Genomic DNA, 24769 nt, shown 5'->3' on the forward strand with positions numbered 1-24769 from the left:
ATGTCATTATCTCGTTATCCTGGAGTCGGTTTAGCAGGGCCATTTTGTCGAGGCCATGAAATTGTCTGTCAATTTGGCTATCGACATTTAATCTGCAAACCGGTTGATAAGCCACATGACCCACTCCTTAATACACCCAATATGACGTTTTGGGTCAGTGCTACATTTGGAGAGCAGTTTTTGGTTAATAGGCATAGTTGGAAGAATTCTCCTGAACTGTTAAACCAAGTTTACTGTTATCTACATAATGATACCTACGCAGCCGTTCAACAAGCTGAAGCTGCAATGATATGCACTCTTGCGATGTCGTTTGAACAGCGTACTTTGCTGGTCATCCCGTTAGACAGCCAGTAAGCCACCGGTATCAATGCGCTACAACAAATAAAGGAATATTTGATGGGAATGCCAGCAGCAACCATTTCGTGTATGCATCTTTGTCCGAAAATGAATCCCGGTCCCGTTCCACATGTTGGTGGTCCCATTGTGATGGGCTCAGGTAATGTCCTTATTGGTTCGTTACCTGCAGCGCGCAAAGGTGACAAGTTAATTTGTGTCGGCCCGCCTGATACCATTAATGCGGGGTCGAGTTCGGTACTGATTAACGGAAAACCAGCCGCCAGAATGGGTGATGGTACCGCACATGGTGGAAAAATTATTGTGGGTAATCCAACAGTAATGATCGGCTAGTATAAACAAGGATTGTGGTAAATGAATTTGATTGATAGTTTTAATCTTCTGTTGGCACAACGACATGTCATGTTGTCGTCGTTTCAGTGTATGCCAAAAAATATTGAAGATAATACTCAATCGCTAATGGTCATTTTAAAGATGATCCAGCAAAAAAAAGATGCTGAATGGCCATTACTTAATGCCAACACCTGTGATGAAATTGTCGATGCATTTGAAACAGATGTGTTTTATTGCCCAACAGACAAAATGGTGATCTTATCTTTACTATTGCAACTGCACTATAAGGCTCAGCCAGTTAAGCAATCAGGTATCGTTCAAGCTTTGTTTGCCAGTACAATTATAGATGTTGGCCACTATAGCCCTGCATTTACATTAATGGCCAGCCAACTTAATCTTGATAAAGTTAATTTTACAGCCAGCAACAAAACGCCTGAACAAATCCAGCAATACATCTTATTCTGCATCTATCGAGGTAAACGTTTAAAGCGTGCCGACGGAATTGACTCCCTCAACATTTCTCGGTCATCACTGACGTCTTTGTATATTGAAATGTTGATGGTCAACATTAACGAACCGTTAAAACTCTATGGGGTATTTTGTCAATTAGACTATTGCCATAGTGCGCTTTTTGAAGTGTTTATTACTTCGTTAGACGAAGCAATATTGAGCCAAATATTTAATTTAATGAGTGAAAATGCAGATTTAATTCTAAGAGTCATTGAGTTAATGGGTTATTCAGGTTTTAGTAAATTCGTGCCTTTTTTAGCTCGAGCAATGCAGCAACCTAGTCAAACATTAATGGCTTTTCGAGCACTTCGAACTATTTTAGGGCCAGAGCTGGATCAAGCGGTGCCTTATCAATGGCAGTTTGAAGAAGATGAAGTCGAACGATGTGAATACCTACAGTTTTACAGTGCCAAATTATTACATCGGTGGATGTTATTGGCGCTTAAAATGCCAGATGTCAGATTGATTGATGGTGTTGAAGTTAATGGTACCAGTATTGATAAGATCATTAGTCATTCAAGCCCCGTGCACCAGCGTATTGCCTTTTTACATAAGCTGCGGCTGAATAATGTGGTTAGTTGCAGCCCACAACGTGTGAAAGTGGCCTTATGATTATGCATGCAGAGGCCATTAATATGGTCGTAGGGTCATACGAAAACCCACAGCAGTTAATTAACTTACCTTTATCCGAAGGGGTCGATTTCAACTATCAATTATCTGATGGTCAGCATGTGGCAGCCGTCATGGCGCACGAGCTTGCTACAGACTCTCAATTAAACCGCCTAATTGATATGTTGCAAAAATTACCTATTCAAAATGAAACTCAATGGCAACCTTACTCTCACCAAGCGATTTTTTGGATTTTACCTCACCTAGAAAAACAACAACTTGTTGATTGGGTCACTCGTTTACATGCACTTTTTCCGCATTGTTTTGTGCATCCCAATAGCCGGTTTTTTCCTATGGGCAGTGCCGGCGTTTTTTCTGCTTTGAGCGCATTAAAGGTAATGCCTGTCGACAATCAAAGTGCAATATTTATTGCCGTAGACAGCTTGTTCTTCGACCTTGTGGATTTTAATCATGACGAAGAGCTGATTACTCAACAACAAGACACCGGACGTTGTCCTGCCGAAGCGGTCATCATGGCCAGCATCAATGTTGCAAACGAAGGCATGGAAATAGTGGATTTATTTCAAGATTCATGTAGTGCGGTGCAACAAACCCAAACAATAAAAGCTTTGTTTAATCGTGCCTGCCAGATTGAAGACTTGGATGTATTTGCTCAATTGTATTTACCCGGCAACCATGCCGCTGTAACAGATAACTGGCTTAATGCTTACGAGCAATTAGCCGGCAGAATCGATCAAGAGACACAAATTTCCCAATCTAGTTATTTTACAGGCGATATCGGTTGTGTGGCGGGGTTATATAATTTGCTGCACATCTATAACCGTTACCAACAACAAAATGCTACTGGAACAAGCTTACAACTGGAAGTATCTCAACAACTTCACCTTGGTTTGGCAGTGTACTCATGGATAGAGAAGGCATAAACGAACATGACGGTCAGTAATTTCAATTTTAAAGGTCATAACCGTTATATCGTTATCGTGCCTACCAGTGCGTCAACGCCAGCTGGATTCCAGTTATTAACGTTTGAGCAAAACAATAATGTTAGTGAGATAATTAATGAAATCTCGCCTCATTTAGTCCGTGATCGTAATGCATTAATTTATGCGCGCAGTCTGGTGATGAATGCGGGTGTAAATGCTAGCTTAAATCCAAGAGATATTACCCGTAAACTCTGTGACATTATTGAGCGCAATTTACTCAGAGTGTATGGTGAAACACCCAAACAACAAATTCAGCATTCAACTGAAACAGGCTCTCTAGGCGCGAGCTCAACCAATACCAAAGCACCCAAAACCAATAAGGGTAAACAAACTTCTGCGTCAGTTCAATCCGGGACTGTGGCGAATCATTCCCCGACGGAAGTGGCTATTGATCAGCAAGAGTGCCGCAGCGATCCCGTATCAATGTTAAGTGGCGAAGAAATTTTACCGTTAGTCGATTTTGAGCTTAATGGCTTAATGCCGCTAACGTGGCGTCGTTTGTATCGTTCGAGCAAAATTCTTAGCAATGTTGGTTTGGGTTACGGCTGGCGACATAACTTTTGTGTGCAGCTGGATCATCAATATCAAGCGCCAGCGAAAGTTGGGCCTAAAAAACCCGGGAAATATTGGTTTGAATTAACCGACGATGAAGGCCGAGTGCATGTGTTCGACTCTGTTAAACGAGGGCAAACCAGTATCCAACTTTCAACAGGTTGGTCGTTAGTCCATCAAGCTGATGGCCGCCATGTGTTAATAAAGCCCGATGACAGCCACTGGGCATTTATACAAAAACAAGTTGCAGGTAAAGATGTTTGGCAACTTGAAACCATTAGTAATCATCAAGGCCAATATTTTCAGCTGTATTATGATCAGCAAGGGCGTTTAACCCAAATCACCACAGGCCCAAAACGTGGCGTATTGTTATTTTACAATGCACAAAGCAATTTGTTAAAAGTCGCTTCGTACATGTTAGATAACGAAGGCAACAAACAAATTCACCAAAATTTGTTAGCCAGTTATCAATATGATGACGCTCAAGCACTTATAGCCGCCACAGATAGTAATGGGCGAGTAGAGCGTTACAGTTATGTTAAGGTCAAGTCAGCCGACATAACATCTGACAGTGATCATCAATACAATCCTAAAAGTACCACCTATCTATTACAACGCAGAACTCGTGCATCAGGCTTTAGTCATCACTTTTCGTGGGACGGACAAGACCAGCGCGCTAAATGTATTGAGCAATGGGGTGATGATGATATTTATCATTATCACTTTGAATATACGGCACTCGTTAACGGTATAAAAAGCAGTTGTACAGACTCTTTAGGTCATCGCGAGACTTTTATTCACAATGCACAAGGGCTTTTGACTGAGCATCACAAGCCTAATGGCAGTGTGATACGTCATCAATATGACGCTGTTGGTCGCAAAGTGGCCACCGTTGATGCGTGTAATAATCCAATTCAATATACCTATAACGAGCAAGGGCAGTTACTGGCTGTTATTCAAGCGGATGGTGGTACCACAAGGTTTGAATATAATCGCTTAGGGCAAAGAATTGTCACCCGAGATGCGATAGGCCGAACGGCTAAAAGACATTACGATGCCACGGGACGATTATTGTCTGAGAGTGGTTTTGATGGCCGTCAAAGTCAATTTCAATACAATGATGCTGGGCAGTTAACTCAAAAAGTCGATGTTAATGGTGTTATTCATCGTTACCATTGGGACCGCGATGGCGAATTGTTGGCAACGCAAGTCGGTGATGCGTTAACCCGTTTTAGCCATGACAGACTGGGGCGAGTTAATGCCACGATTAATCCGCAAGGTTTGGTCACTGAATTTATTCGTGACAACAAAGGCCAAATTGTCGAAAGTAAATCCTATCCACAAGACAAACAAGATCACTCTGAAGAAGCCATTAGTCATTATTATCAATATGATGATGCCGGCCGTATTATTCGCCAGCGTCAACAGGCTGATGTAGCTGGCGAGCAAGAACTCAGTAACGATAGCGAGTACATTGAAAACATTATCGACTATGACGGTTTAGCCCAACCGCGCCAACAAACCTTTGCCGATGGTAGTTGGCTGAAGTTTTTTTATGATAAAGAACGTAACTTAAATCGCATTGAGCGAAGTGACGGGGCGCAGTACCGTATTGAATACACAGCAACAGAGCAACCTAAAACATTAATCGGTTTTGATGGCCGTGAACAACATTATCAATATGACGCCAATGATAACTTAGTGGCAGTGAACGACAGTGATATTCGTTTTGTTGAGTTAAAACGTGATTCAATGGGGCGCATTTGTCAGCAAAGTAGTCATGTCAAACTTGAGCTCAGTGCCACATCTGCATTACTGAATACTCAGAACTTTTATCAATATAATCCGATAGGTCAAATTACTCGAGCCCATAACCAACATCGCACCGTGCAGCAACACCTTGACGCTCAAGGGCGTATAAATCGGGTATTACAAAGCCAGTGGCAACTTGAATATCAATATGATGATTCAGGCAACCGCTGTGGCTTAACCTTGCCTGACGGGCAACAGATTGATTATCAATACAATAAAAACAGTCAATTAAGTGGCATTAGCGTTACAGACAATGGATTTACAGTCAATGGCCCATCGAAGCAGCGCATACCGCTGGCTCATTATCACTATCTGCCATCGGGTTTGTTGCACAAAACAATCCAGGGTAATCAGCTTGAACTCACTCATGCCTATGATGCTCATTCAAGGTTAATTGAGCAGACATGGCAACATGCACAAAATCAGACTCGATTCTTTGCATCAAGACGTTATCAATACGATAAACAGCATCAATTACAACGCTGCGAAAGTAAGTTTGGAAACGATAGTGCTGTGAATGGTCAATCTTCTGAGCATATTGAACATAAGCCAGAGGTTAAACAGTTTAGCTATAACAAAATCAGCCAGTTAATCAGTATTAGTGATACTGGCGTGTCTGGCGAAAACCCAAATATTGCTGACAATGCATCTAATGCTCGTCAGCAATACCAATGGGATGCTTTTGGTAACCCATTACAGGCTATTCGTGCTAGTGATACCCATACCCAAGGTATAAGTAGTAAACATGTTAGCGCTAATGAAACTGCTAGCAGTCAATCAGCTGAAACAGTAAGGCCAAATAAAAAAAATCATGATGTGGTGGTTAACAACGACCGCTTAATGAGTATGGCTGGAGTTGATTACCGCTATGACGCCAGTGGCAACCAAATCAGCCAAGTGGGCACTGGCGATAAACAACAGCGCAGCTTTAATGGTTTAAACCAGTTGGTGCAAATCAACGTTAATGGCAAGCTGACCCAATACGAATATGATGCCCTAGGCCGTCGCAGTGCAAAAATCACCGAACTAGGTCGCACCGACTTCATTTGGGACAATCATCAGCTTATTGGCGAATGCACTTTAGGTGAATACACTTGGTATATTTATCAGCCTGATACTTTTACACCTGTAGCACTGATTAAAGCAGGACAGGTTTATTATTATCACTTAGACCAACTCGGCACACCTATTTGCTTAACGGATGAAAATGCTAAAATTGTCTGGCGCAGTCAGCAAGACGTGTTCGGCCAGACAATTGAAAGCACATCTATTAAAGATAGAGACATTGAATATACAGATTTTAAAGATGCAGCCAAGCAAGACAAGATAACTAACCCAATCCGTTTTCAAGGGCAATACTTTGATGACGAATCAGGGTTACACTACAACCGTTTTAGGTACTACAGCCCTCAGCAAGCTCGATTTATTCATCAAGACCCAATAGGATTGGTAGGCGGCATAAACCATTATCAATATGCGCCGAATCCAGTGAATTGGGTAGATCCGTTTGGGTTGAGTTGTAAGGAAGGGATTGCACATATATATCATTATCAAGGGGCTGAGAGTCCTCACTTTGCAATAGTGATAGAATATAAAAGCAAAAAGTATGGAACTGAACAATGGGGAGGGAAAGGGACAAAAACTTTAGATATAGAATTTGATCCAAGTGAAGATAATGGTATGAATTTAGTTGATATATATAATGTAAGCATTCCTGATGCGCTTAATGCAATGCAATATCAAGAATCACTGGTTAGAAAGGGTGAATTTTCTTATGCTAAAGCAGGCGGGGATGCAGATAAGCTAGATACACCGGAATATGATGAAACAAATAAAAGTTGTTTAACACATGTTTTTGGTGTTCTTAATGCTGGTGGAAAAGATGCACCAGCTTCTTCACCTGTGAATAAAAAGACTGTTGGATATGTTGCGGGATTAAGAAAAGAGTCTAATACATCTAAAAAAGCAGGTAATGAATAGTTATGAAAGTTAAAAAACCGTCAATGTGTAATGTGCACACCTGTTATCAGAATTCTTTTGTGTGCAAACACATTAAAGAAGCTGCGAAGTCTAATAAAACTATTAATATTACACCTCTTTTTTATGAACGTTTTATGTTAGAAAAGTACTATGAAACAAAATGGTTCTGTGATGTTTGTGTAAAAAAATATAGTATCCCATTAGTTGGAGGTATTTTATATGATCCATCATTACGAGCTTTTGTAAACAGTGTAGATAAAGAAGTTTGTGTTGGGCATAAAGACCCATTTTATCAGGCACAAAATGATTTAGTTGGGTGGTGTCAACAATGCTTTTTTGAAAGGTATATTGAAAGAGTAAAATATTTCGAAATAAAAAGAGAAAACAAAAAAATGGAATTTTTTGCTATAGATTTTAACCTGTAAATTTTTAGGTGAGTATTAAGATAATCCCTCAAAAATAAAATGATAAATAATAATTTTCAAAAAGCTATAGAAAGCGGAAGTGTGCATGATTTTTTTAGGGGCAAAGGTTCATATTTTATACCAAGCCCTGATTATGATGGACATGTGTATGGTGCTCAAATGGTAGGCGCAGCAAGGGTTTACGCAGAAGAATCAAGAGAGCACTCAAAAGAATTTGATAAGTTTTTTTTAGAATTTTTAGAATTTTTAGAATTTTTAGATAGTTTGGAAGTATCTGAAGATGATCTTAACCATTTACTTGCTAACTTATCTTCGTATTGCGCTCAAAAAAGCAGGGGAGGCTTTACTTATAGTTTTCTTTTTGAAAATCAAAATGGGCCTGAATGGAATTCTGTAAATCGTTATCTCAATGAAGTATCTAAATCATCATTTTTTGGAAATGTTAAATCACAAATTGCAAGGCATGCTAATTTTATTAATAAAAAGGGATATAAATTCCTCTCGTATATTTTTGAAACTTTATAAAAATATAGGCATGTTCTGTGTGGGCTTTTTAACGATGAAAACATGTCGTGGAAATGTAATTATAACGCTAAATTGTCAAAAATTAATTCCCAAAAAATTAAAAAAGTTACAGATTCTATCTATTACTTAAATCAATAATGACAAGGATAATAAGATGTCATCAATAAAAATAACTCAAGCTGTCGGGCTGGGTGGAGCTAACAATGGAAACGATGTAAAAGCAGTACAAACTGGTTTAAACAAACTACTCAAATCCATTCCTCCTACAAAATCATTAATTGTTGATGGCCGTTTAGGCTCTAGGCCTGAAAGCGCTAAAACTGTTGCAGCGATAAAGCTATTTCAAAGTAAAGTACTCAACATGGTACGTCCAGATGGCAAAATTGACGTAAATGGTCGAACTCATCGAAAGCTAAATGAAAAGCTAATAGCGGTCTCAAGCAAAGCTCACTTTAAGTTGCCAGTAGCATCTAGCGAAATTCAAAAAATATCAGATTCTGATTATCTAGATATTGCGAATCAACTTGGTTGTAAAGTCGCTGCTGTTAAAGCTGTTGCGGACGTAGAGTCTTCTGGTGATGCATTTTTCTCAAACGGAAAGCCGAAAATATTATTTGAAGCCCATATTTTTGCTCGTTTGACAAATCACAAGTATGATCAGAGTCATCCATCTGTATCCAGCATAACCTGGAATCGAAGCTTATATACCGGTGGCTCCCAAGAGTATGCAAGGCTTGAAATTGCCATGAGTTTAGATACTTCAGAGGCTTTGAAGTCGACTTCATGGGGGCGCTTTCAAATTATGGGCTTTAATTATAGTGAGTCTGGTTTTACTAGCGTAGAAGCATTTGTTAAAGCAATGTTCAGCTCTGAAAGAAAACAGCTTGATGCTTTCGTTAGCTTTGTAAAGAATAAAGGCCTAGAAAAGTACCTAATAACGCTAGACTGGGCTTCATTTGCGAAAGGTTATAACGGTTCGCAGTACGAACAGAATAAGTATGATATTAAATTACAGAAGGCATTTGAAAAATATGACAAAAAGTAAACTCTCTAATTCTTTGTGGGTTTTACCCTTATTTTTAGTTGCATCGTGTAGTGCCTCTCAGCGTGATGTGGCAGAGATTATATTTAAATGCCACGCTGATCAGCCCAAATCGATTGATGTTGTTATTAGTAAAATGGATAACACGTTTAAATTAGAGCAATTTAATATTGAGAGTTCAAAGCTTGCTAATACAACGCTAATTAGTGATGTGAGTAAATCGAGCTACCACCGTTCTTTAGTTACAGAGCACAGTATGACTTTCACATACGACGATAGTGAAGTCATAGTGAGTGACTACTACAGCGAAGAACTTAATATGATTACTAAAGAAACATCAGTAACAATACAAAAAATTGGTAAAAAAGAATATTGGCTTTGTGATGATTCAGGTTTTAGTAAGTTGGGCTCTATTGAAGATTTCTAGTGAATTAAAAATGTTCATTATCTTGCTAAAATCAAAGTGATTAAAGTGGAATAAATGTACCAAGATGATGAATTAGAAAAGCAGGTCTATTTTGCTGAACAGGCTCATTCATACCTTCGCCTATGCTTTCTTTTACAGTTTATATTTCTCAAAAAAGAGTTTCTTCAGAAGGGACTTTGACATGGGGAAAACATTTTTGTTTGCTTTTTCTTTGTTATATCTTTCGCCAACGAAACAGGTCCTAGGTGGAATAATTCAATTTATATAGATGATCACAACTTAACAATTAATGTTGCCGCGGAGCAGTGCCAAAAAAGCTTAATTAATGCTCCTAAAAGCTGGAACTATGGTGTAAAAAAGCCATTAATATGGGTTCTTGGAGAGGTTTAGTACCTCTTAACTTGCACACCGGTAATGGTGATCCGGATTATAATAGAGTCATCAGCAAAGACTAATTTGAGTTTAACTACCACCAACTCAAAATTGATTACTGTCATACGACTTCAATCTGTTAAAAATTGTAAAATTAAATGTTCTATTAAACATCACCTCTAACCGATTATAAATCATTGAAGGTGTTTAGGACTGATTTATACACTACGTTGAATAGTCACTGATATCTAAATTTAAATAACAAAAAAGCGCCTTTCGGCGCTTTTTTAGTTTGGTTAATCAAAAGATTAACGCTTATCAACGCTCACAAATTCACGTGCAGACTCACCAGTGTATAACTGACGTGGACGGCTGATTTTGTGGCCTGGTTGATCTAACATTTCTTTCCAATGTGAAATCCAACCAACAGTACGTGACAATGCGAATAGCACTGTGAACATATCGTTAGGGATACCAATGGCTTTCATGATGATACCAGAGTAGAAATCAACGTTCGGGTATAGCTTCTTAGAGATGAAGTATTCATCTTCAAGAGCGATACGCTCAAGTTCCATTGCCACGTCTAATAATGGATCAACCACTTTAAGTTCTTTAAGGACTTCATGACAAGTTTCACGCATCACTTTAGCGCGAGGGTCGAAGTTCTTATAAACGCGATGGCCAAAGCCCATTAGACGGAATGGATCGTTTTTGTCTTTCGCTTTCTCGATAAATTCAGGAATGCGATCAACGCTGCCGATTTCTTCTAACATTTCTAAGCAAGCTTCGTTAGCACCACCATGAGCTGGGCCCCACAACGAAGCAATACCCGCTGCAATACATGCAAATGGGTTAGCACCTGAAGAGCCAGCTAAACGAACAGTAGATGTAGATGCATTTTGCTCATGATCAGCATGCAATACAAAAATACGGTCCATTGCTTTTTCTACAACAGGATTAACTTTGTACTCTTCACACGGAGTAGCAAACATCATCGACAAGAAGTTACCCGCATAACTTAAATCGTTACGTGGATAAACAAAAGGTTGCCCCATTGAGTACTTGTAGCACATCGCTGCTATTGTCGGCATTTTCGACACTAAGCGGTAAGCTGCAATTTCACGATGCTTTGGATTGTTAACATCAAGAGAATCTTGATAGAAAGCAGATAATGCACCTGTTACACCACATAGCATTGCCATTGGGTGTGCGTCACGGCGGAAACCTCTGAAAAAGAATGCAATTTGTTCATGAACCATAGTGTGTTCTTTCACTGTGGAAACAAATTGTTCGTAATCAGCTTTAGACGGTAATTCACCATATAATAGCAAGTAGCATAAATCTAAGTAGGTCGATTCAGTTGCAAGTTGTTCAATTGGATACCCACGGTGTAACAAGATACCTTGCTCACCATCGATATAAGTAATTGCTGACTCACAAGATGCAGTAGCTAAAAAGCCTGGATCAAAGGTGAAATACCCTTTTTTTCCAAGTGTACTGATGTCGATAACGTCAAAACCTTCAGTACCTTTCTTGATAGGTAGGTCGATTGATTCGTTTCCTGGTAACTCTAATTTGGCTATATTATCAGCCATACCCCGTTCTCCTTACTTCATTCTTCTATATGAGTGCGGCATGTTAAGCGGTCATTACTTTACAGTGGATCGGGATCACAGATCAATTTAAATAAGCGTTTAAATTTGTTAGACCATGGTATATGTGCCCTGTAAACCGCTCTGCGCTTGGATTAGAATAAAAAAATACTAAAAAAACTTATTTTGCATAATGTGAGGTTTGTATTTGACAATTCCCACGAGTATACTTGCCTGCGCCCCCAAGGGCGACGAACATCACAGTTTAGGAATGATGAATTTACGAACTAAATAGTGGTTTCTCAATTGATTAGATGTTTCAGAGTGGTCCGTTATTTGTTTTAAAACGTATGCCTAGTGTTAGCGTTAATAGTTAAACAAAAAACAGATAGATAACAAAAATAATGCTCGACGGAGCTGAGTGAGCAGAACGTGAAAAAGCAAAGACCTGTCCATCTAGACCTGCAGACGATAAGCTTTCCTGCGACAGCTATCGCGTCAATCCTACACCGTATTTCCGGTGTTATCATGCTATTCGCAATTGGTATTCTTCTATGGCTGTTAAATTCGACTTTAACATCACCAGAGGGGTTTGCTAGCGTACAATCCTTGTTCGATGGTTTCGTGATGAAGTTCATCATTTGGGGTATTCTAACTGCGTTGGGTTATCATTTATTAGGTGGCATTCGTCATTTGATTATGGATGCCGGACACTGGGAGGAATTAACTTCGGGTGTTGCATCAGCTAAGGCTACTTTTGTGTTAGCAGTAGTCTTTTCAATCATAGCGGGGATTTGGGTATGGTAACAAATGCAGCAAGTTTTGGACGCAGTGGTGTTCATGACTATATTCTATTACGCGCAAGTGCAGTGATCCTCGCTTGTTATACTATTTTCTTAGTAGGTTTTATCGCGTGTAGTGCCCCGTTAACTTTCGAAATTTGGAGTGGCTTATTTAGTTCACTTCCAATGAAAGTCTTTACCCTTATAACGTTAGTTGCTTTACTTATTCATGCGTGGATTGGTGTATGGCAAGTGTTGACTGATTATGTCAAACACACAGCGTTACGTGGTGTATTACAGTTTACCTTTGTTATGGTCGCGATCAGTTATTTAGCGTCAGGCATTGTAATAGTGTGGGGTGTTTAAGTGAGTATTCCAGTACGCGAATTTGATGTAATCGTAATCGGCGCCGGTGGCGCGGGTATGCGAGCAGCATTACAGATTTCTAAAGAAGGTAAGAGCTGTGCGCTGTTATCTAAAGTATTCCCAACTCGTTCACATACCGTTTCTGCTCAAGGTGGTATCACCGTAGCATTAGGTAATGCTCACGAGGACCATTGGGAACAACATATGTACGATACGGTTAAAGGTTCTGATTTTATCGGCGACCAAGAAGCTATTGAGTTTATGTGTAAAACGGGTCCGGAAGCGATTATTGAACTTGAGCAAATGGGTTTACCTTTTTCTCGTTTCGAAAATGGCACAATCTACCAACGTCCTTTTGGTGGCCAGTCTCGTAACTTTGGTGGCGAGCAAGCTGCTCGTACCGCTGCTGCTGCTGACCGTACAGGCCATGCATTGCTTCATTGTTTATACCAACAAAACGTTAAACATAAAACTAACGTTTATTCTGAGTGGTATGCCTTAGATTTGGTTAAAAATGAAGATGACGTTGTAGTGGGTTGTACCGCAATTGAAATTGAAACAGGCGATATTGTTTATTTCAAAGCCAAAGCAACGATACTAGCAACGGGTGGTGCAGGGCGTATTTATGCTTCGACTACTAATGCTCATATTAACACCGGTGACGGTGTAGGTATGGCAGCACGTGCTGGCATTCAATTACAAGACATGGAAATGTGGCAGTTCCACCCAACGGGTATTGCTGGTGCAGGTACCTTGGTAACTGAAGGTTGTCGTGGCGAAGGCGGTTACTTATTAAATAAAGATGGCGAACGCTTCATGGAGCGCTATGCACCGAATGCGAAGGATTTAGCTTCTCGTGACGTGGTAGCACGTTCAATGATGACTGAAATTCGCGAAGGTCGTGGTTTAGACGGTCCTTTAGGCCCGCATTTGTTACTAAAGCTTGATCATTTGGGCAAAGAAACCCTTGAAGCGCGTCTTCCTGGTGTGTGTGAATTATCACGTACTTTCGCTCATATCGATCCAGCAGACGGTCCTATTCCTGTATTGCCAACATGCCACTACATGATGGGCGGTTTACCGACTAAAGTGAGCGGTCAAGTTATTCGTCAGAATAAAGATGGCAGTGAGCAAGATGTATTAGGTTTATTTGCGGTTGGTGAAATCGCTTGTGTATCTGTACACGGTGCAAACCGCTTAGGCGGTAACTCATTACTCGATTTAGTGGTCTTTGGACGTGCTGCGGGTCAACATTTAGGTAAAGCGTTAGACGCTACACCTGATCCAAAAGCGGCATCAGACATAGAAATTAGTGCATCACTTGCTCGTCTTAATCGTTGGGAAAGCAACAAAGACGGCGAAGAACCTGCGGTTATTCGTAAAGCGCTTCAATTGTGTATGCAGTTAAATTTCTCTGTTTTCCGCAGTGGTGAAGCCATGGCTGAAGGTCTAGAGCAGCTACAAGCTATTCAAAAGCGACTTGATAATGCTAAGTTATCTGATAACTCAAATGAATTTAATACTCAGCGTATTGAATGTTTAGAATTAGATAATTTAATGGCAACAGCGCTGGCAACTGCTTATGCAGCTAACTTCCGTACTGAAAGCCGTGGTGCGCATTCTCGTGAAGATTATTTAGACCGTGATGATGACAATTGGTTGTGTCATAGCTTATTTGACCCAGTGACTAAGAATATGAGCAAACGTGATGTCAACATGACACCTAAATTACGTGATGCATTCCCACCAGTAAAACGTACCTATTAGGCAGGAGTTGCAAAAGATGAAATTAACATTTGCATTGTATCGTTATAATCCTGATGTAGATACCAAGCCTTACATGAAGGATTACACCCTAGAAGTGCCTGATGGTTCTGATATGATGGTGTTGGATGCGTTAATTAAGCTGAAAGAACAAGACTCAACGATTGCGTTTCGTCGCTCATGCCGTGAAGGCGTGTGTGGTTCTGACGGTGTTAACATGAATGGTAAAAATGGATTAGCGTGTATTACGCCAATATCTACCTTTAAAGGGAAGAAAATTGAAGTCCGTCCTTTACCAGGCATGCCAGTAGTTCGAGATTTGGTCGTTGACCTAACTCAGTTCTACAAGCAATACGAAAAAATTAAGCCTTATCTGATCAATGATGAAAAGGCGCCAGCTCGTGAACATATACAATCACCTGAAGAGCGTGCTCATTTAGATGGTTTATACGAATGTATTTTGTGTGCATGTTGTTCAACTTCGTGTCCATCTTTCTGGTGGAATCCGGATAAATTTATCGGTCCAGCCGGTTTATTGCATGCTTATCGTTTCTTGATTGACAGCCGCGACACGGCAACTGAGGAGCGTTTATCTGATCTAGATGATGCTTACAGTGTGTTCCGTTGTCATGGCATCATGAACTGTGTTGATGTTTGTCCTAAAGGATTAAACCCAACTAAAGCGATTGGTCATATCAAGTCGATGTTACTGAAGCGAGCTGTTTAATGCACGACGAAGAGCAAAATAGTCTGACTTATTAGCTCTGTTAAGAGTCATCTTCATTATTGGAGATGGCTCTTTTGCGTGTTTATGTAAGACCTCCTGCTACTATTTTGTAAAGATAGTTTCAGTCTACGTGTGATGTAACTTACGTTACTCACTGTTATGTTTATGGCTAGCACGTGTATCAAGTTTGAAAGGAATAACAATGCACCAAGGCATCATGAAAGCCTGGCTCGAGTCGTCACATTTAAGTGGTTCGAACTCGACCTACGTAGAAGAGATGTATGAAGCCTATCAAGAAGATCCGCAATCAGTGACCCCTGATTGGCAGCTTGTTTTTGATAATCTCCCTCCGGTTAACGGTGCCTCAGTAGAAGTACCCGAAACTGCTCACTCTAAAGTTCGTGACTATTTCCGCAGTTTAGCTCTACAAGGTCGTTTAAAAAACGCTACCAGCGTCGGCGATCCAGAGTTAGATGCGAAGCAAGTTAAGGTTCTGCAACTGATCAATGCTCACCGTTTCCGTGGCCATCAAAATGCCAATTTAGATCCATTAGGATTGTGGAAGCGCGAGGAAGTTCAGGAGTTAGATCCTGCTTATCACGGCTTAACCGTAGATGACATGCAGCGTCAGTTTAATACTGGTTCATTCGCCCTAGGTGGTGAGACCATGAAACTGGCTGATATTATTCACGCACTAAAGAGCACTTATTGTGGCTCGATTGGTGCTGAATACATGCATATTACTGATACCGATGAAAAGCGTTGGATCCAACAACGTCTTGAACCCACATTAGGTAAAGCCCAGTACGATAACAGCGTCAAAAAGCGTATTCTTGAAGGGTTGAATGCTGCAGAAGGTATCGAAAAATACCTTGGTGCTAAATTCCCTGGAGCTAAGCGATTCTCTTTAGAAGGTGGTGATTCGCTCGTTCCGATGATGCGTGAAATCATTTACCGTGCAGGCGAAGCGGGTACTAAAGAAATCGTGGTAGGTATGGCTCACCGTGGTCGTTTAAACTTGCTCATTAACGTGCTAGGTAAACGTCCTGCTGAACTTTTTGATGAGTTTGCGGGTAAGCATGCCGACACTCACGGTTCTGGCGATGTAAAATATCACCAAGGTTTCTCATCTGATTTTGAGACGCCAGGTGGAAACGTTCATTTAGCACTTGCCTTTAACCCATCTCATTTAGAGATCGTTAATCCAGTGGTTATTGGTTCTGTTCGTGCTCGTCAAGATCGTCGTGGTTGTAAAGACGGTCTGCAAGTCATGCCAATTACTATTCATGGTGATTCTGCTATAACTGGCCAAGGCATTGTGCAAGAGACGTTTAACATGTCTCAAACACGTGGTTTTACTGTTGGCGGTAGCATTCGAATAGTGGTCAATAACCAAGTTGGTTTTACCACATCTAATCAGGCTGACACACGTTCAACCGAATACTGTACTGACATCGCTAAGATGGTTCAGGCGCCAATTTTTCATGTTAATTCTGACGATCCTGAAGCGGTTGCGTTTATCTCTCAACTTGCAGTGGATTATCGTAATGAATTTAAACGTGATGTGGTTATTGATTTAGTGTGTTATCGCCGTCATGGCCATAACGAAGCTGACGAGCCTAGTGCTACACAGCCGCTGATGTACGCTAAAATCAAAAAGCACCCTACGCCACGTAAAATCTATGCAGATAAGTTAATCGCTGAAAATAGTATTCCAGCCGATGAAGTGACTGGTTTGATTAACCATTATCGTGATGCATTAGATGCTGGTGATTGTGTGGTTAAAGAATGGCGTCCTATGACGTTACATACTGTTGACTGGACACCGTATCTTAATCGCGAATGGGATGAAGATTACGCGGGTGCTATGTCAATGGAACGTCTACAAAACTTAGCCAATAAGTTAGTTGATATTCCTGAAAATCATACGCTTCAATCTCGTGTTGCCAAAATTTGTGCTGACCGTACTGCGATGGCTAAAGGCGAAAAGTTATTAGACTGGGGCTTCGCTGAAACCTTGGCCTATGCTTCTATCCTTGAAGATAACAAGCGTGTGCGGATTACTGGTCAAGACTCTGGTCGTGGTACGTTCTTCCATCGTCATGCTGTATTGCATAGCCAAAAAGACGGCACTACCTATTTACCTTTGCGCAATGTTGCTGATGAACAAGGGCCAATTGATATTATTGACTCAGTATTATCTGAAGCATCTGTGTTGGCATTTGAATACGGTTACGCTACGGCAGAACCCGGTGGCTTGACCATTTGGGAAGCGCAGTTTGGTGATTTCGTCAACTGTGCCCAAGTGGTGATTGATCAATTCTTATCATCTGGTGAGCAAAAGTGGGGCCGTTTATGTGGTCTAACGATGCTATTACCTCATGGTTATGAAGGCCAAGGTCCTGAACATTCAAGTGCGCGTCTAGAGCGCTTCTTGCAATTATGTGCTAACCACAACATGCAAGTGTGTGTGCCATCAACTCCGGCGCAGGTTTATCACATGTTGCGTCGCCAGGTTGTGCGTCCAATGCGTCGCCCGCTGGTAGTCATGTCACCTAAATCTTTGCTACGTCATCCATTAGCGGTGTCTACCTTAGAAGAGCTTGCTGAAGGGACTTTCCAAAATATTATTGGTGAGATTGATACCTTAGATGCAAGCCAAGTTGACCGCGTTGTATTCTGTAGCGGCAAGGTGTATTTCGAGTTACTTGAAAAACGTCGCAAAGAGAATGTTACCAACGTTGCCATTGTGCGTGTTGAGCAGCTATATCCGTTCCCTGACGTGGAATTGCGTGAGGCATTAGCAACATATCAACATGTTACTGATTTTGTTTGGTGTCAAGAAGAGCCACAAAACCAAGGTGCATGGTACTGTAGTCAGCATCATTTCTGGGCTAATATTCCTGCAGGTGCTCAACTAACTTATGCCGGTCGTGAAGCTTCTGCTGCACCAGCATGTGGTTATCCTGGGTTACACGTACAGCAGCAAGAATCATTAGTAAATAGCGCATTAAAACTGTCGTAATAGATAATTTATATAAGGGAAGCTTTCCATGAGTATCGAAATTAAGGTACCCGTATTACCAGAATCTGTTGCTGATGCAACTATTGCTACTTGGCATGTTAAACCTGGTGAACAGGTGACACGCGATCAAAACTTAGTTGATATCGAGACTGACAAAGTTGTATTAGAAGTGGTTGCACCAGAAGACGGTTCAATCTCTGAATTGTTATTCCAAGAAGGTGACACCGTTTTAGGTGAGCAAGTGATTGCTAATTTCGTCGCTGGTGCAGTGTCTGGCCAAGAAGTGACTAAAGCTGAAGCATCAGCGCCTTCTACTAATACAACGACTGAAGTCGCTACTGATGAATCTAACGATGCATTAAGTCCATCTGTTCGTCGTGTTATTGCTGAGCATAATCTTGATGCCAGTAAAATTAAAGGTTCTGGTGTTGGTGGACGTGTGACTAAGGATGATGTTGATGCATTCCTTAAGTCTGCTCCAGCTAAAGCAGCAGCGCCGGTAGCGCCTGTTGCAGTATTAGAAGGCCGTAGTGAGAAGCGTGTACCAATGTCACGTCTTCGTAAGACTATCGCTAAACGTCTTTTAGAAGCGAAAAATTCAACGGCAATGTTAACCACGTTTAACGAAGTGAACATGAAGCCAATCATGGATATTCGTAAACAGTACCAAGACATTTTCGAAAAACGTCATGGTATTCGTTTAGGCTTTATGTCTTTCTATATCAAAGCGGTGACTGAAGCGCTAAAACGTTTCCCTGAAGTTAACGCCTCTATCGATGGTGATGACATTGTTTATCACAACTATTTTGATATCAGCATTGCAGTATCGACTCCACGTGGCCTGGTGACACCAGTATTACGTGACACTGATACCATGAACCTAGCTGAGATTGAGAAAGCGGTACGTGAATTAGCCATTAAAGGCCGTGACGGAAAACTGTCTGTTGCAGACATGACTGGCGGTAACTTCACTGTGACAAACGGTGGTGTTTTCGGCTCGCTAATGTCTACACCCATTTTGAACCTACCACAAAGCGCAATCTTAGGCATGCATGCCATTAAAGATCGCCCAATGGCAGTCAATGGTCAGGTTGAAATCCTGCCTATGATGTACCTAGCACTCTCTTACGATCATCGTATTGTTGATGGTCGTGAGTCAGTTGGCTTCTTAGTCGCGATTAAAGACTTCCTAGAAGATCCAACTCGTCTGCTACTTGATCTATAAGTAGTTAGATAAAACCCTCGTCGCTGGCTCATATTGAGCCAGTTGGATTTGATTAGAAGTATATGGATAGATCATCATGAATTTGCATGAGTATCAGGCAAAATCTTTATTTGCCGAATATGGTTTACCAGTCTCTGAAGGCTTTGCATGTGATACCGCTCAAGAAGCAGTTGAAGCAGCTGGCCACATTGGCGGGAACCTATGGGTTGTTAAGTGTCAAGTACACGCTGGCGGCCGTGGTAAAGCAGGTGGCGTTAAAGTTACCGGAAGTAAAGACGAAATCAGAGCATTCGCTGAAAACTGGTTAGGTAAGAACTTAGTAACGTACCAGACTGACGCTAAAGGTCAGCCAGTTGCTAAAATTCTAGTTGAAAGCTGCACTGACATCGCCAATGAATTGTACTTAGGTGCAGTTGTTGACCGTAGCACACGTCGTGTAGTGTTCATGGCGTCGACTGAAGGTGGTGTTGATATTGAAACTGTGGCTGAACATACGCCAGAGCTTATTCACACAGCTATCATCGATCCGTTAACAGGTCCTCAGGCTTTCCAAGCTCGCGATCTTGGCTTCAAGTTAGGTTTAAACCCAACACAAATGAAGCAGTTTACTAAGATTTTTATGGGTCTAGCGAACATGTTTAACGACCATGATTTTGCGTTATTAGAAATCAATCCACTTGTTATCACCACTGAAGGCAACCTTCATTGTTTAGATGGCAAAATTGGTATTGATGGCAACGCATTATTCCGTCAGCCAAAAATCAAAGCGATGCATGATCCATCACAAGATGATGCACGTGAAGCACATGCTGCAAAATTTGAATTAAACTATGTTGCTTTAGACGGTAACGTAGGTTGTATGGTTAACGGTGCCGGCCTAGCAATGGGTACAATGGACATTGTAAACCTACACGGTGGCAAGCCAGCTAACTTCTTAGACGTTGGCGGTGGAGCAACTAAAGAACGTGTTGCTGAAGCCTTTAAGATCATTCTTTCTGACAGCAATGTTAAAGCAGTATTGGTTAACATCTTCGGTGGTATCGTGCGTTGCGATATGATCGCTGAAGGTATTATCGGTGCGGTTAAAGAAGTTGGCGTTAAAGTGCCAGTTGTTGTTCGTCTTGAAGGTACTAACGCCGAATTAGGTCGTGAAGTATTGGCTAAGTCTGGTCTTGATATCATCGCGGCTACAAGTCTAACTGACGCGGCTGAGCAAGTTGTTAAAGCTGCGGAGGGCAAATAATGTCTGTTTTAATTAACAAAGATACCAAGGTAATCTGTCAAGGTTTCACTGGTGGTCAGGGTACTTTTCACTCTGAACAGGCGATTGCTTATGGCACGCAAATGGTTGGTGGTGTTTCTCCTGGAAAAGGTGGTCAAACTCACCTAGGTCTTCCAGTCTTTAACACAGTTAAAGATGCTGTAGCGGCAACAGGTGCAACTGCAACTGTTATCTACGTACCAGCACCTTTTTGTAAAGATGCTATCCTTGAAGCAATCGATGCTGGCCTTGAGCTAATCGTTTGTATCACTGAAGGTATCCCAACACTTGATATGCTGCAAGTGAAAGTGAAGCTTGAAGAAACTGGCACTCGCATGATTGGTCCTAACTGCCCAGGTGTTATCACGCCTGGTGAATGTAAGATTGGTATCATGCCTGGTCACATCCATTTACCTGGTAAAGTTGGTATTGTTTCACGCTCTGGTACATTAACGTACGAAGCAGTTAAGCAAACTACTGATGAAGGTTTCGGCCAATCTACTTGTGTAGGTATCGGTGGTGATCCAATTCCTGGTACTAACTTCATTGACGTATTGGAAATGTTCCAAAACGATCCACAGACTGAAGCGATTGTAATGATCGGTGAAATCGGTGGTAATGCTGAAGAAGAAGCAGCTGAATATATCAAAGCACACGTAACTAAGCCTGTTGTATCTTACATTGCTGGTGTTACTGCACCAGAAGGTAAGCGCATGGGCCATGCTGGCGCAATTATCGCTGGTGGTAAAGGTACTGCTGAAGATAAGTTTGCTGCTCTTGAAGCTGCAGGCGTTACGACTGTTCGCTCTTTAGCTGACATTGGTAAAGCACTACGTATTCGTACTGGCTGGTAATATTTACTCAGCTTGAAAAAGGCGCTTAGGCGCCTTTTTTATTGGTTTTTTTACACTATTTTTCATACTGTTATATTTTTCATATTATTATAATAGACAATCAGTTGGCATTTTCGTTCGGTATTTGTAAGGTAAGTATGGCCATCATCAGTATTATATTTCCGTTAATTTTTATGGTGGTATTAGGTTTTGTATTAACCCGAGTGGGTTTCTTTAATAAAGAACACATTACCGGGATCAGCAAATTTACTTTTTATGTCAGTATTCCGGCATTTTTATTTATCAATATGCTGGCAGCACCATTAGCGCAAAGCATTGACCCATTTGCATTGCTGGCTTTTTATTTACCAGTGTTGTTAGTGTTTGCTATAGGTTACCGAATTAATCGACACTTTAGTCCAATAGCGCTGCAGGGGCATGATGCCAGTGCGGTATTCGCGTTGGGTGCCAGTTATTCCAATACGGTATTGGTAGGTTTACCCATTATTATCGCGGCATTAGGCCCAGCAATCATAGGGCAGGTATTTATGATCATTACTTTTCATAGCGCCACCCTGTTTGCACTGACTTTTATTTTAGCGGCACGATCGCAGCCTCAGGGTTTCTCGTGGCGACGGTTTGCTCGCTCTATGGTACTTAATCCGGTAGTAATGAGCATTGGGCTAGGCATTTTGGCGAATGCATTAAGTATTAACTTGGGACCACAATTAGATGATGGTTTAGCGCTATTAGCTAAGCCCGCTTTGGCGTGTGCATTGTTTGTGCTAGGTGCTAATTTAAGTTTTTATCGAGTAGGTGAACATTGGCGTTTAGCCTTAATGGCAAGTGGTTTAAAAATTATTCTATTGCCAGCATTAGTGTATATGATGGCGCATTTTGTGTTTGAGCTAGCAGCTTCAAGCACCGCGATGTTGGTCTTGCTCAGTGCCTCTCCTCTTGGCGTCAACGCTTATCTTATTGCCACAGAGCTTAAGCAACATGAATCAACTTTAGGTAGCACAGTGGTATTATCGACCTTGTTATCTGTGTTTAGTTTTAGCCTATGGCTGACATTGTTGCTTTAACTAAATTTTCAATCTTATGACAAATATTAACCAATAAAAAACCAGCAAATTTGCTGGTTTGTTTGTTGCTCACATACTGACTATTCGTCAGCGTGATCACAAGTATCATTGGTGCAATGGCCATAAAGGTACAAGCTATGGTGAGTCAGCTTGATGTTATGACGCATAGCGATTTCATCTTGGCGACGTTCAATTACGTCGTCAGTAAACTCAATCACTTTATCACAGGTTAAACACACTAAATGATCATGGTGTTGTTGAGTCGACATTTCAAACACCGCTTTACCACTTTCAAAATGATGACGATTTAGAATGCCCGCATCATCGAACTGGTTTAATACTCTGTATACAGTAGCGAGACCAATTTCCTCGCCTATTTCGAGTAACTTTTTATATAAGTCTTCTGCACTGATATGCTGGTTGTCTGGGGATTGCATCAGTTCTAGAATTTTAACTCGCGGCAGAGTTATTTTTAATCCGGCTTTTTTGAGTGCTTGATTTCCATCTGTCATTGCTAATCTCTTGATTGCAGAACCAATCGGTTCATCGGTGGATATTCTAATCATTATATGTCTTGAGTCTAAAAACATAAACCTCTTAAGCTGCTTTATCAACCTATATAGAGGATATTTAGTAAAACAGTCACTTAAGCTGATATTATTTGTTAAGGATCTCTCAATAAGCTTACTTATACTAAGGGATTATTGTACCTATTCGGATATCCGATATTATTATCAAATCTATAACATGAATTTTATGTGAATTTTTAGACCGTGTAGTGACAACATTTTGTAACCTGAGTACGTATTTTTGATATGGTATTAAAAGTCATTACATTTTATTTTACATCATCACAATAAAGGACAAACAATGTACCGGCAAATTGTAGTGCTGACCGGCGCAGGTATTTCAGCTGAGTCGGGTATGAGCACGTTTAGAGATCAGCATGGTTTATGGGAACAACATCATATTGAAGATGTTGCCACTCCTGAAGGCTATGCCAGAGATATCGAGTTAGTGGAGCGTTTTTATAATAGCCGCTGGCAACAATTACACAGTGATGATGTCATTCCAAATGCAGCACATTTAGCACTCGCGAAACTTGAAACAGAATTTACGGGTGAATTGCTAGTGATAACCCAAAATGTTGATGATTTACACGAGCGGGCAGGGTCTAAACGATTACTGCATATGCACGGCGAATTAGCAAAAGGTCGATGCCCACAATCATTACAAACCTTTGTATTACGTGAACCTTTTGGTGCTGAAAACTGTTGCACTTGTTGTATCCCGGGAAAACGCTTGCGGCCACATATTGTGTGGTTTGGGGAAATGCCTTTTGGTATGGACAGAATCCACGACGCTTTAGACCGCTGTGACTTATTTATTGCGATTGGCACATCTGGTACGGTTTATCCCGCGGCAGGCTTTGTCGATAGCGCGAATCACCACGGTGCTCAAACTGTGGAGGTTAACCTTGATCCTGCAGACCGTCATAGTCAGTTTCAATATCATTTTACCGGAAAAGCGGGTGATATTTTACCTAGGTTAGTTGATGATATTTTAGCGGGTAAGGTGGTTGGAAGTGAGTGAAACGTTAGTTGATAGAGTGGTAAATGACGTGATGCCGTCAAAGCTGGCGATTATAATGCGTGGCTTACCTGGCAGTGGTAAGTCTTATTGGGTTGAACAATTTATTATTTCTCAAGGCATTGAGCTGGCGATTCATATCCGACAGCATGGTCTATTCTCTACAGACCGCTATTTTTATCAACAGGGACAATATCGCTTTAATCCGCAAAAAATTGGCCAATATCATCAGGCTAATTTAACGGCTTTTATTCAGGCGTTGGCGCGAAATGAACCAATAGTTATTTGTGATAATACTAATATCGCGAAATGGGAATTTATGGCTTATGACGCAGCAGCAAAAGCGTTAGGCTATCAAGTTAAAGTGGTATTAGTAGGGAATCCAGATGATGACCAACATCAACAGCTTTGTGCACAACGAAATCAACATCACGTTTCATTAGTGCATATTCAAAAAATGGCGCAGTTGTTTGAAGAGTAATAGTTTGCAAACTCATTGTTTAAATAATGGTGACTGTATTTAAGTTGTGTGGCCATATTTCAGGCCAGAACTATAAAAATAAAAAAGGCGCAT

At 41.0% G+C, this 24769-nt stretch carries 22 protein-coding genes; 20 read left to right on the plus strand and 2 right to left on the minus strand.

Annotated elements, in window-relative coordinates; genetic code table 11:
- The 9 genes from CXF88_RS11060 (at nucleotide 1) to CXF88_RS11100 (ending at nucleotide 9573) form a co-directional block, all read left to right on the plus strand.
- Entirely contained in the window at nucleotides 1–354 is a 354-nt protein-coding gene (locus tag CXF88_RS11060) for a hypothetical protein (RefSeq protein ID WP_101086882.1), read from the plus strand.
- 42 nt (nucleotides 355–396) lie between these two features.
- Nucleotides 397–687 carry a PAAR domain-containing protein gene (locus tag CXF88_RS11065; RefSeq protein WP_011637812.1) on the plus strand — a complete coding sequence of 97 codons (291 nt, stop codon included), beginning with the start codon at nucleotides 397–399 and terminating at the stop codon, nucleotides 685–687.
- 21 nt (nucleotides 688–708) lie between these two features.
- A complete protein-coding gene (locus CXF88_RS11070; protein WP_101086883.1) occupies nucleotides 709–1809 on the plus strand; it encodes a hypothetical protein in 1101 nt (366 codons plus the stop codon).
- Entirely contained in the window at nucleotides 1806–2750 is a 945-nt protein-coding gene (locus CXF88_RS11075; protein WP_101086884.1) for a hypothetical protein, read from the plus strand. Before CXF88_RS11070 ends, CXF88_RS11075 begins: the two co-directional genes overlap by 4 nt.
- A 6-nt stretch (nucleotides 2751–2756) precedes the next feature.
- On the plus strand, nucleotides 2757–7154 hold the full coding sequence (locus CXF88_RS11080) for an RHS repeat-associated core domain-containing protein (protein ID WP_101086885.1): 4398 nt from the start codon (nucleotides 2757–2759) through the stop codon (nucleotides 7152–7154).
- Between the two features lie 2 nt (nucleotides 7155–7156).
- Entirely contained in the window at nucleotides 7157–7579 is a 423-nt protein-coding gene (locus CXF88_RS11085; RefSeq protein ID WP_101086886.1) for a hypothetical protein, read from the plus strand.
- Between the two features lie 39 nt (nucleotides 7580–7618).
- Nucleotides 7619–8104, plus strand: a complete 486-nt coding sequence (locus tag CXF88_RS11090; RefSeq protein WP_101086887.1) for a hypothetical protein — start codon at nucleotides 7619–7621, stop codon at nucleotides 8102–8104.
- 154 nt (nucleotides 8105–8258) lie between these two features.
- Nucleotides 8259–9149, plus strand: coding sequence for an N-acetylmuramidase family protein (locus CXF88_RS11095; protein WP_101086888.1), 891 nt, complete (start codon nucleotides 8259–8261; stop codon nucleotides 9147–9149).
- Complete coding sequence (locus CXF88_RS11100) at nucleotides 9136–9573, plus strand: hypothetical protein (RefSeq protein ID WP_101086889.1); 438 nt, start codon at nucleotides 9136–9138, stop codon at nucleotides 9571–9573. The genes CXF88_RS11095 and CXF88_RS11100 overlap by 14 nt, the downstream gene beginning before the upstream one ends.
- 680 nt (nucleotides 9574–10253) lie before the next feature.
- Here CXF88_RS11100 and CXF88_RS11105 read toward each other — a convergent pair.
- Nucleotides 10254–11540 carry a citrate synthase gene (locus tag CXF88_RS11105; RefSeq protein WP_101086890.1) on the minus strand — a complete coding sequence of 429 codons (1287 nt, stop codon included), beginning with the start codon at nucleotides 11538–11540 and terminating at the stop codon, nucleotides 10254–10256.
- Between the two features lie 429 nt (nucleotides 11541–11969).
- Here CXF88_RS11105 and sdhC point away from each other — a divergent pair, with 429 nt between their 5' ends.
- From sdhC to CXF88_RS11150, 9 genes are all read left to right on the plus strand, one after another.
- Entirely contained in the window at nucleotides 11970–12344 is a 375-nt protein-coding gene (gene sdhC, locus CXF88_RS11110; RefSeq protein ID WP_101086891.1) for a succinate dehydrogenase cytochrome b556 subunit, read from the plus strand.
- Nucleotides 12338–12685, plus strand: a complete 348-nt coding sequence (gene sdhD / locus CXF88_RS11115) for a succinate dehydrogenase, hydrophobic membrane anchor protein (RefSeq protein WP_101086892.1) — start codon at nucleotides 12338–12340, stop codon at nucleotides 12683–12685. The genes sdhC and sdhD overlap by 7 nt, the downstream gene beginning before the upstream one ends.
- Nucleotides 12686–14452 carry a succinate dehydrogenase flavoprotein subunit gene (sdhA, locus tag CXF88_RS11120; RefSeq protein WP_101086893.1) on the plus strand — a complete coding sequence of 589 codons (1767 nt, stop codon included), beginning with the start codon at nucleotides 12686–12688 and terminating at the stop codon, nucleotides 14450–14452.
- 16 nt (nucleotides 14453–14468) lie between these two features.
- The gene (locus tag CXF88_RS11125; RefSeq protein WP_101086894.1) at nucleotides 14469–15176 is read left to right on the plus strand and encodes a succinate dehydrogenase iron-sulfur subunit; all 708 of its coding nucleotides are present in this window, start codon (nucleotides 14469–14471) and stop codon (nucleotides 15174–15176) included.
- Between the two features lie 202 nt (nucleotides 15177–15378).
- Entirely contained in the window at nucleotides 15379–18201 is a 2823-nt protein-coding gene (sucA, locus tag CXF88_RS11130) for a 2-oxoglutarate dehydrogenase E1 component (protein WP_101086895.1), read from the plus strand.
- A 28-nt stretch (nucleotides 18202–18229) separates the two neighbouring features.
- Nucleotides 18230–19426, plus strand: a complete 1197-nt coding sequence (gene odhB, locus CXF88_RS11135; protein WP_101086896.1) for a 2-oxoglutarate dehydrogenase complex dihydrolipoyllysine-residue succinyltransferase — start codon at nucleotides 18230–18232, stop codon at nucleotides 19424–19426.
- Between the two features lie 76 nt (nucleotides 19427–19502).
- Entirely contained in the window at nucleotides 19503–20669 is a 1167-nt protein-coding gene (sucC, locus tag CXF88_RS11140; protein ID WP_101086897.1) for an ADP-forming succinate--CoA ligase subunit beta, read from the plus strand.
- Nucleotides 20669–21541: a succinate--CoA ligase subunit alpha gene (gene sucD, locus CXF88_RS11145; protein WP_101086898.1), complete on the plus strand. Its 873-nt coding sequence runs from the start codon at nucleotides 20669–20671 to the stop codon at nucleotides 21539–21541. Before sucC ends, sucD begins: the two co-directional genes overlap by 1 nt.
- 137 nt (nucleotides 21542–21678) lie before the next feature.
- A complete protein-coding gene (locus CXF88_RS11150; RefSeq protein ID WP_101086899.1) occupies nucleotides 21679–22605 on the plus strand; it encodes an AEC family transporter in 927 nt (308 codons plus the stop codon).
- Between the two features lie 80 nt (nucleotides 22606–22685).
- On the opposite strand, the gene fur is transcribed toward CXF88_RS11150, so the two are convergent.
- A complete protein-coding gene (gene fur, locus CXF88_RS11155; RefSeq protein WP_101086900.1) occupies nucleotides 22686–23117 on the minus strand; it encodes a ferric iron uptake transcriptional regulator in 432 nt (143 codons plus the stop codon).
- A 358-nt stretch (nucleotides 23118–23475) separates the two neighbouring features.
- Between fur and cobB the strand changes: the two genes are divergently transcribed.
- Together cobB and CXF88_RS11165 are read left to right on the plus strand one after the other, a co-directional pair.
- Nucleotides 23476–24198 (plus strand): Sir2 family NAD+-dependent deacetylase, encoded by a 723-nt coding sequence (gene cobB / locus CXF88_RS11160; protein ID WP_101086901.1) that lies wholly within the window; start codon nucleotides 23476–23478, stop codon nucleotides 24196–24198.
- Between the two features lie 31 nt (nucleotides 24199–24229).
- The gene (locus tag CXF88_RS11165) at nucleotides 24230–24676 is read left to right on the plus strand and encodes an ATP-binding protein (protein WP_101087218.1); all 447 of its coding nucleotides are present in this window, start codon (nucleotides 24230–24232) and stop codon (nucleotides 24674–24676) included.
- The last annotated feature ends 93 nt before the right edge of the window (nucleotides 24677–24769 follow it).

This window comes from Shewanella sp. ALD9 (assembly GCF_002836315.1).
GTDB lineage: Bacteria > Pseudomonadota > Gammaproteobacteria > Enterobacterales > Shewanellaceae > Shewanella.

Excerpts from the sequence above, each read along its gene's own strand:
- CXF88_RS11060 (WP_101086882.1), top strand. The coding sequence starts at position 1 with ATGTCATTATCTCGTTATCCTGGAGTCGGTTTAGCAGGGCCATTTTGT.
- CXF88_RS11065 (WP_011637812.1), top strand. The coding sequence starts at position 397 with ATGGGAATGCCAGCAGCAACCATTTCGTGTATGCATCTTTGTCCGAAA.
- CXF88_RS11070 (WP_101086883.1), top strand. The coding sequence starts at position 709 with ATGAATTTGATTGATAGTTTTAATCTTCTGTTGGCACAACGACATGTC.
- CXF88_RS11075 (WP_101086884.1), top strand. The coding sequence starts at position 1,806 with ATGATTATGCATGCAGAGGCCATTAATATGGTCGTAGGGTCATACGAA.
- CXF88_RS11080 (WP_101086885.1), top strand. The coding sequence starts at position 2,757 with ATGACGGTCAGTAATTTCAATTTTAAAGGTCATAACCGTTATATCGTT.
- CXF88_RS11085 (WP_101086886.1), top strand. The coding sequence starts at position 7,157 with ATGAAAGTTAAAAAACCGTCAATGTGTAATGTGCACACCTGTTATCAG.
- CXF88_RS11090 (WP_101086887.1), top strand. The coding sequence starts at position 7,619 with ATGATAAATAATAATTTTCAAAAAGCTATAGAAAGCGGAAGTGTGCAT.
- CXF88_RS11095 (WP_101086888.1), top strand. The coding sequence starts at position 8,259 with ATGTCATCAATAAAAATAACTCAAGCTGTCGGGCTGGGTGGAGCTAAC.
- CXF88_RS11100 (WP_101086889.1), top strand. The coding sequence starts at position 9,136 with ATGACAAAAAGTAAACTCTCTAATTCTTTGTGGGTTTTACCCTTATTT.
- CXF88_RS11105 (WP_101086890.1), bottom strand. The coding sequence starts at position 11,540 with ATGGCTGATAATATAGCCAAATTAGAGTTACCAGGAAACGAATCAATC.
- sdhD (WP_101086892.1), top strand. The coding sequence starts at position 12,338 with ATGGTAACAAATGCAGCAAGTTTTGGACGCAGTGGTGTTCATGACTAT.
- CXF88_RS11125 (WP_101086894.1), top strand. The coding sequence starts at position 14,469 with ATGAAATTAACATTTGCATTGTATCGTTATAATCCTGATGTAGATACC.
- sucA (WP_101086895.1), top strand. The coding sequence starts at position 15,379 with ATGCACCAAGGCATCATGAAAGCCTGGCTCGAGTCGTCACATTTAAGT.
- odhB (WP_101086896.1), top strand. The coding sequence starts at position 18,230 with ATGAGTATCGAAATTAAGGTACCCGTATTACCAGAATCTGTTGCTGAT.
- sucC (WP_101086897.1), top strand. The coding sequence starts at position 19,503 with ATGAATTTGCATGAGTATCAGGCAAAATCTTTATTTGCCGAATATGGT.
- sucD (WP_101086898.1), top strand. The coding sequence starts at position 20,669 with ATGTCTGTTTTAATTAACAAAGATACCAAGGTAATCTGTCAAGGTTTC.
- CXF88_RS11150 (WP_101086899.1), top strand. The coding sequence starts at position 21,679 with ATGGCCATCATCAGTATTATATTTCCGTTAATTTTTATGGTGGTATTA.
- fur (WP_101086900.1), bottom strand. The coding sequence starts at position 23,117 with ATGACAGATGGAAATCAAGCACTCAAAAAAGCCGGATTAAAAATAACT.
- cobB (WP_101086901.1), top strand. The coding sequence starts at position 23,476 with ATGTACCGGCAAATTGTAGTGCTGACCGGCGCAGGTATTTCAGCTGAG.
- CXF88_RS11165 (WP_101087218.1), top strand. The coding sequence starts at position 24,230 with ATGCCGTCAAAGCTGGCGATTATAATGCGTGGCTTACCTGGCAGTGGT.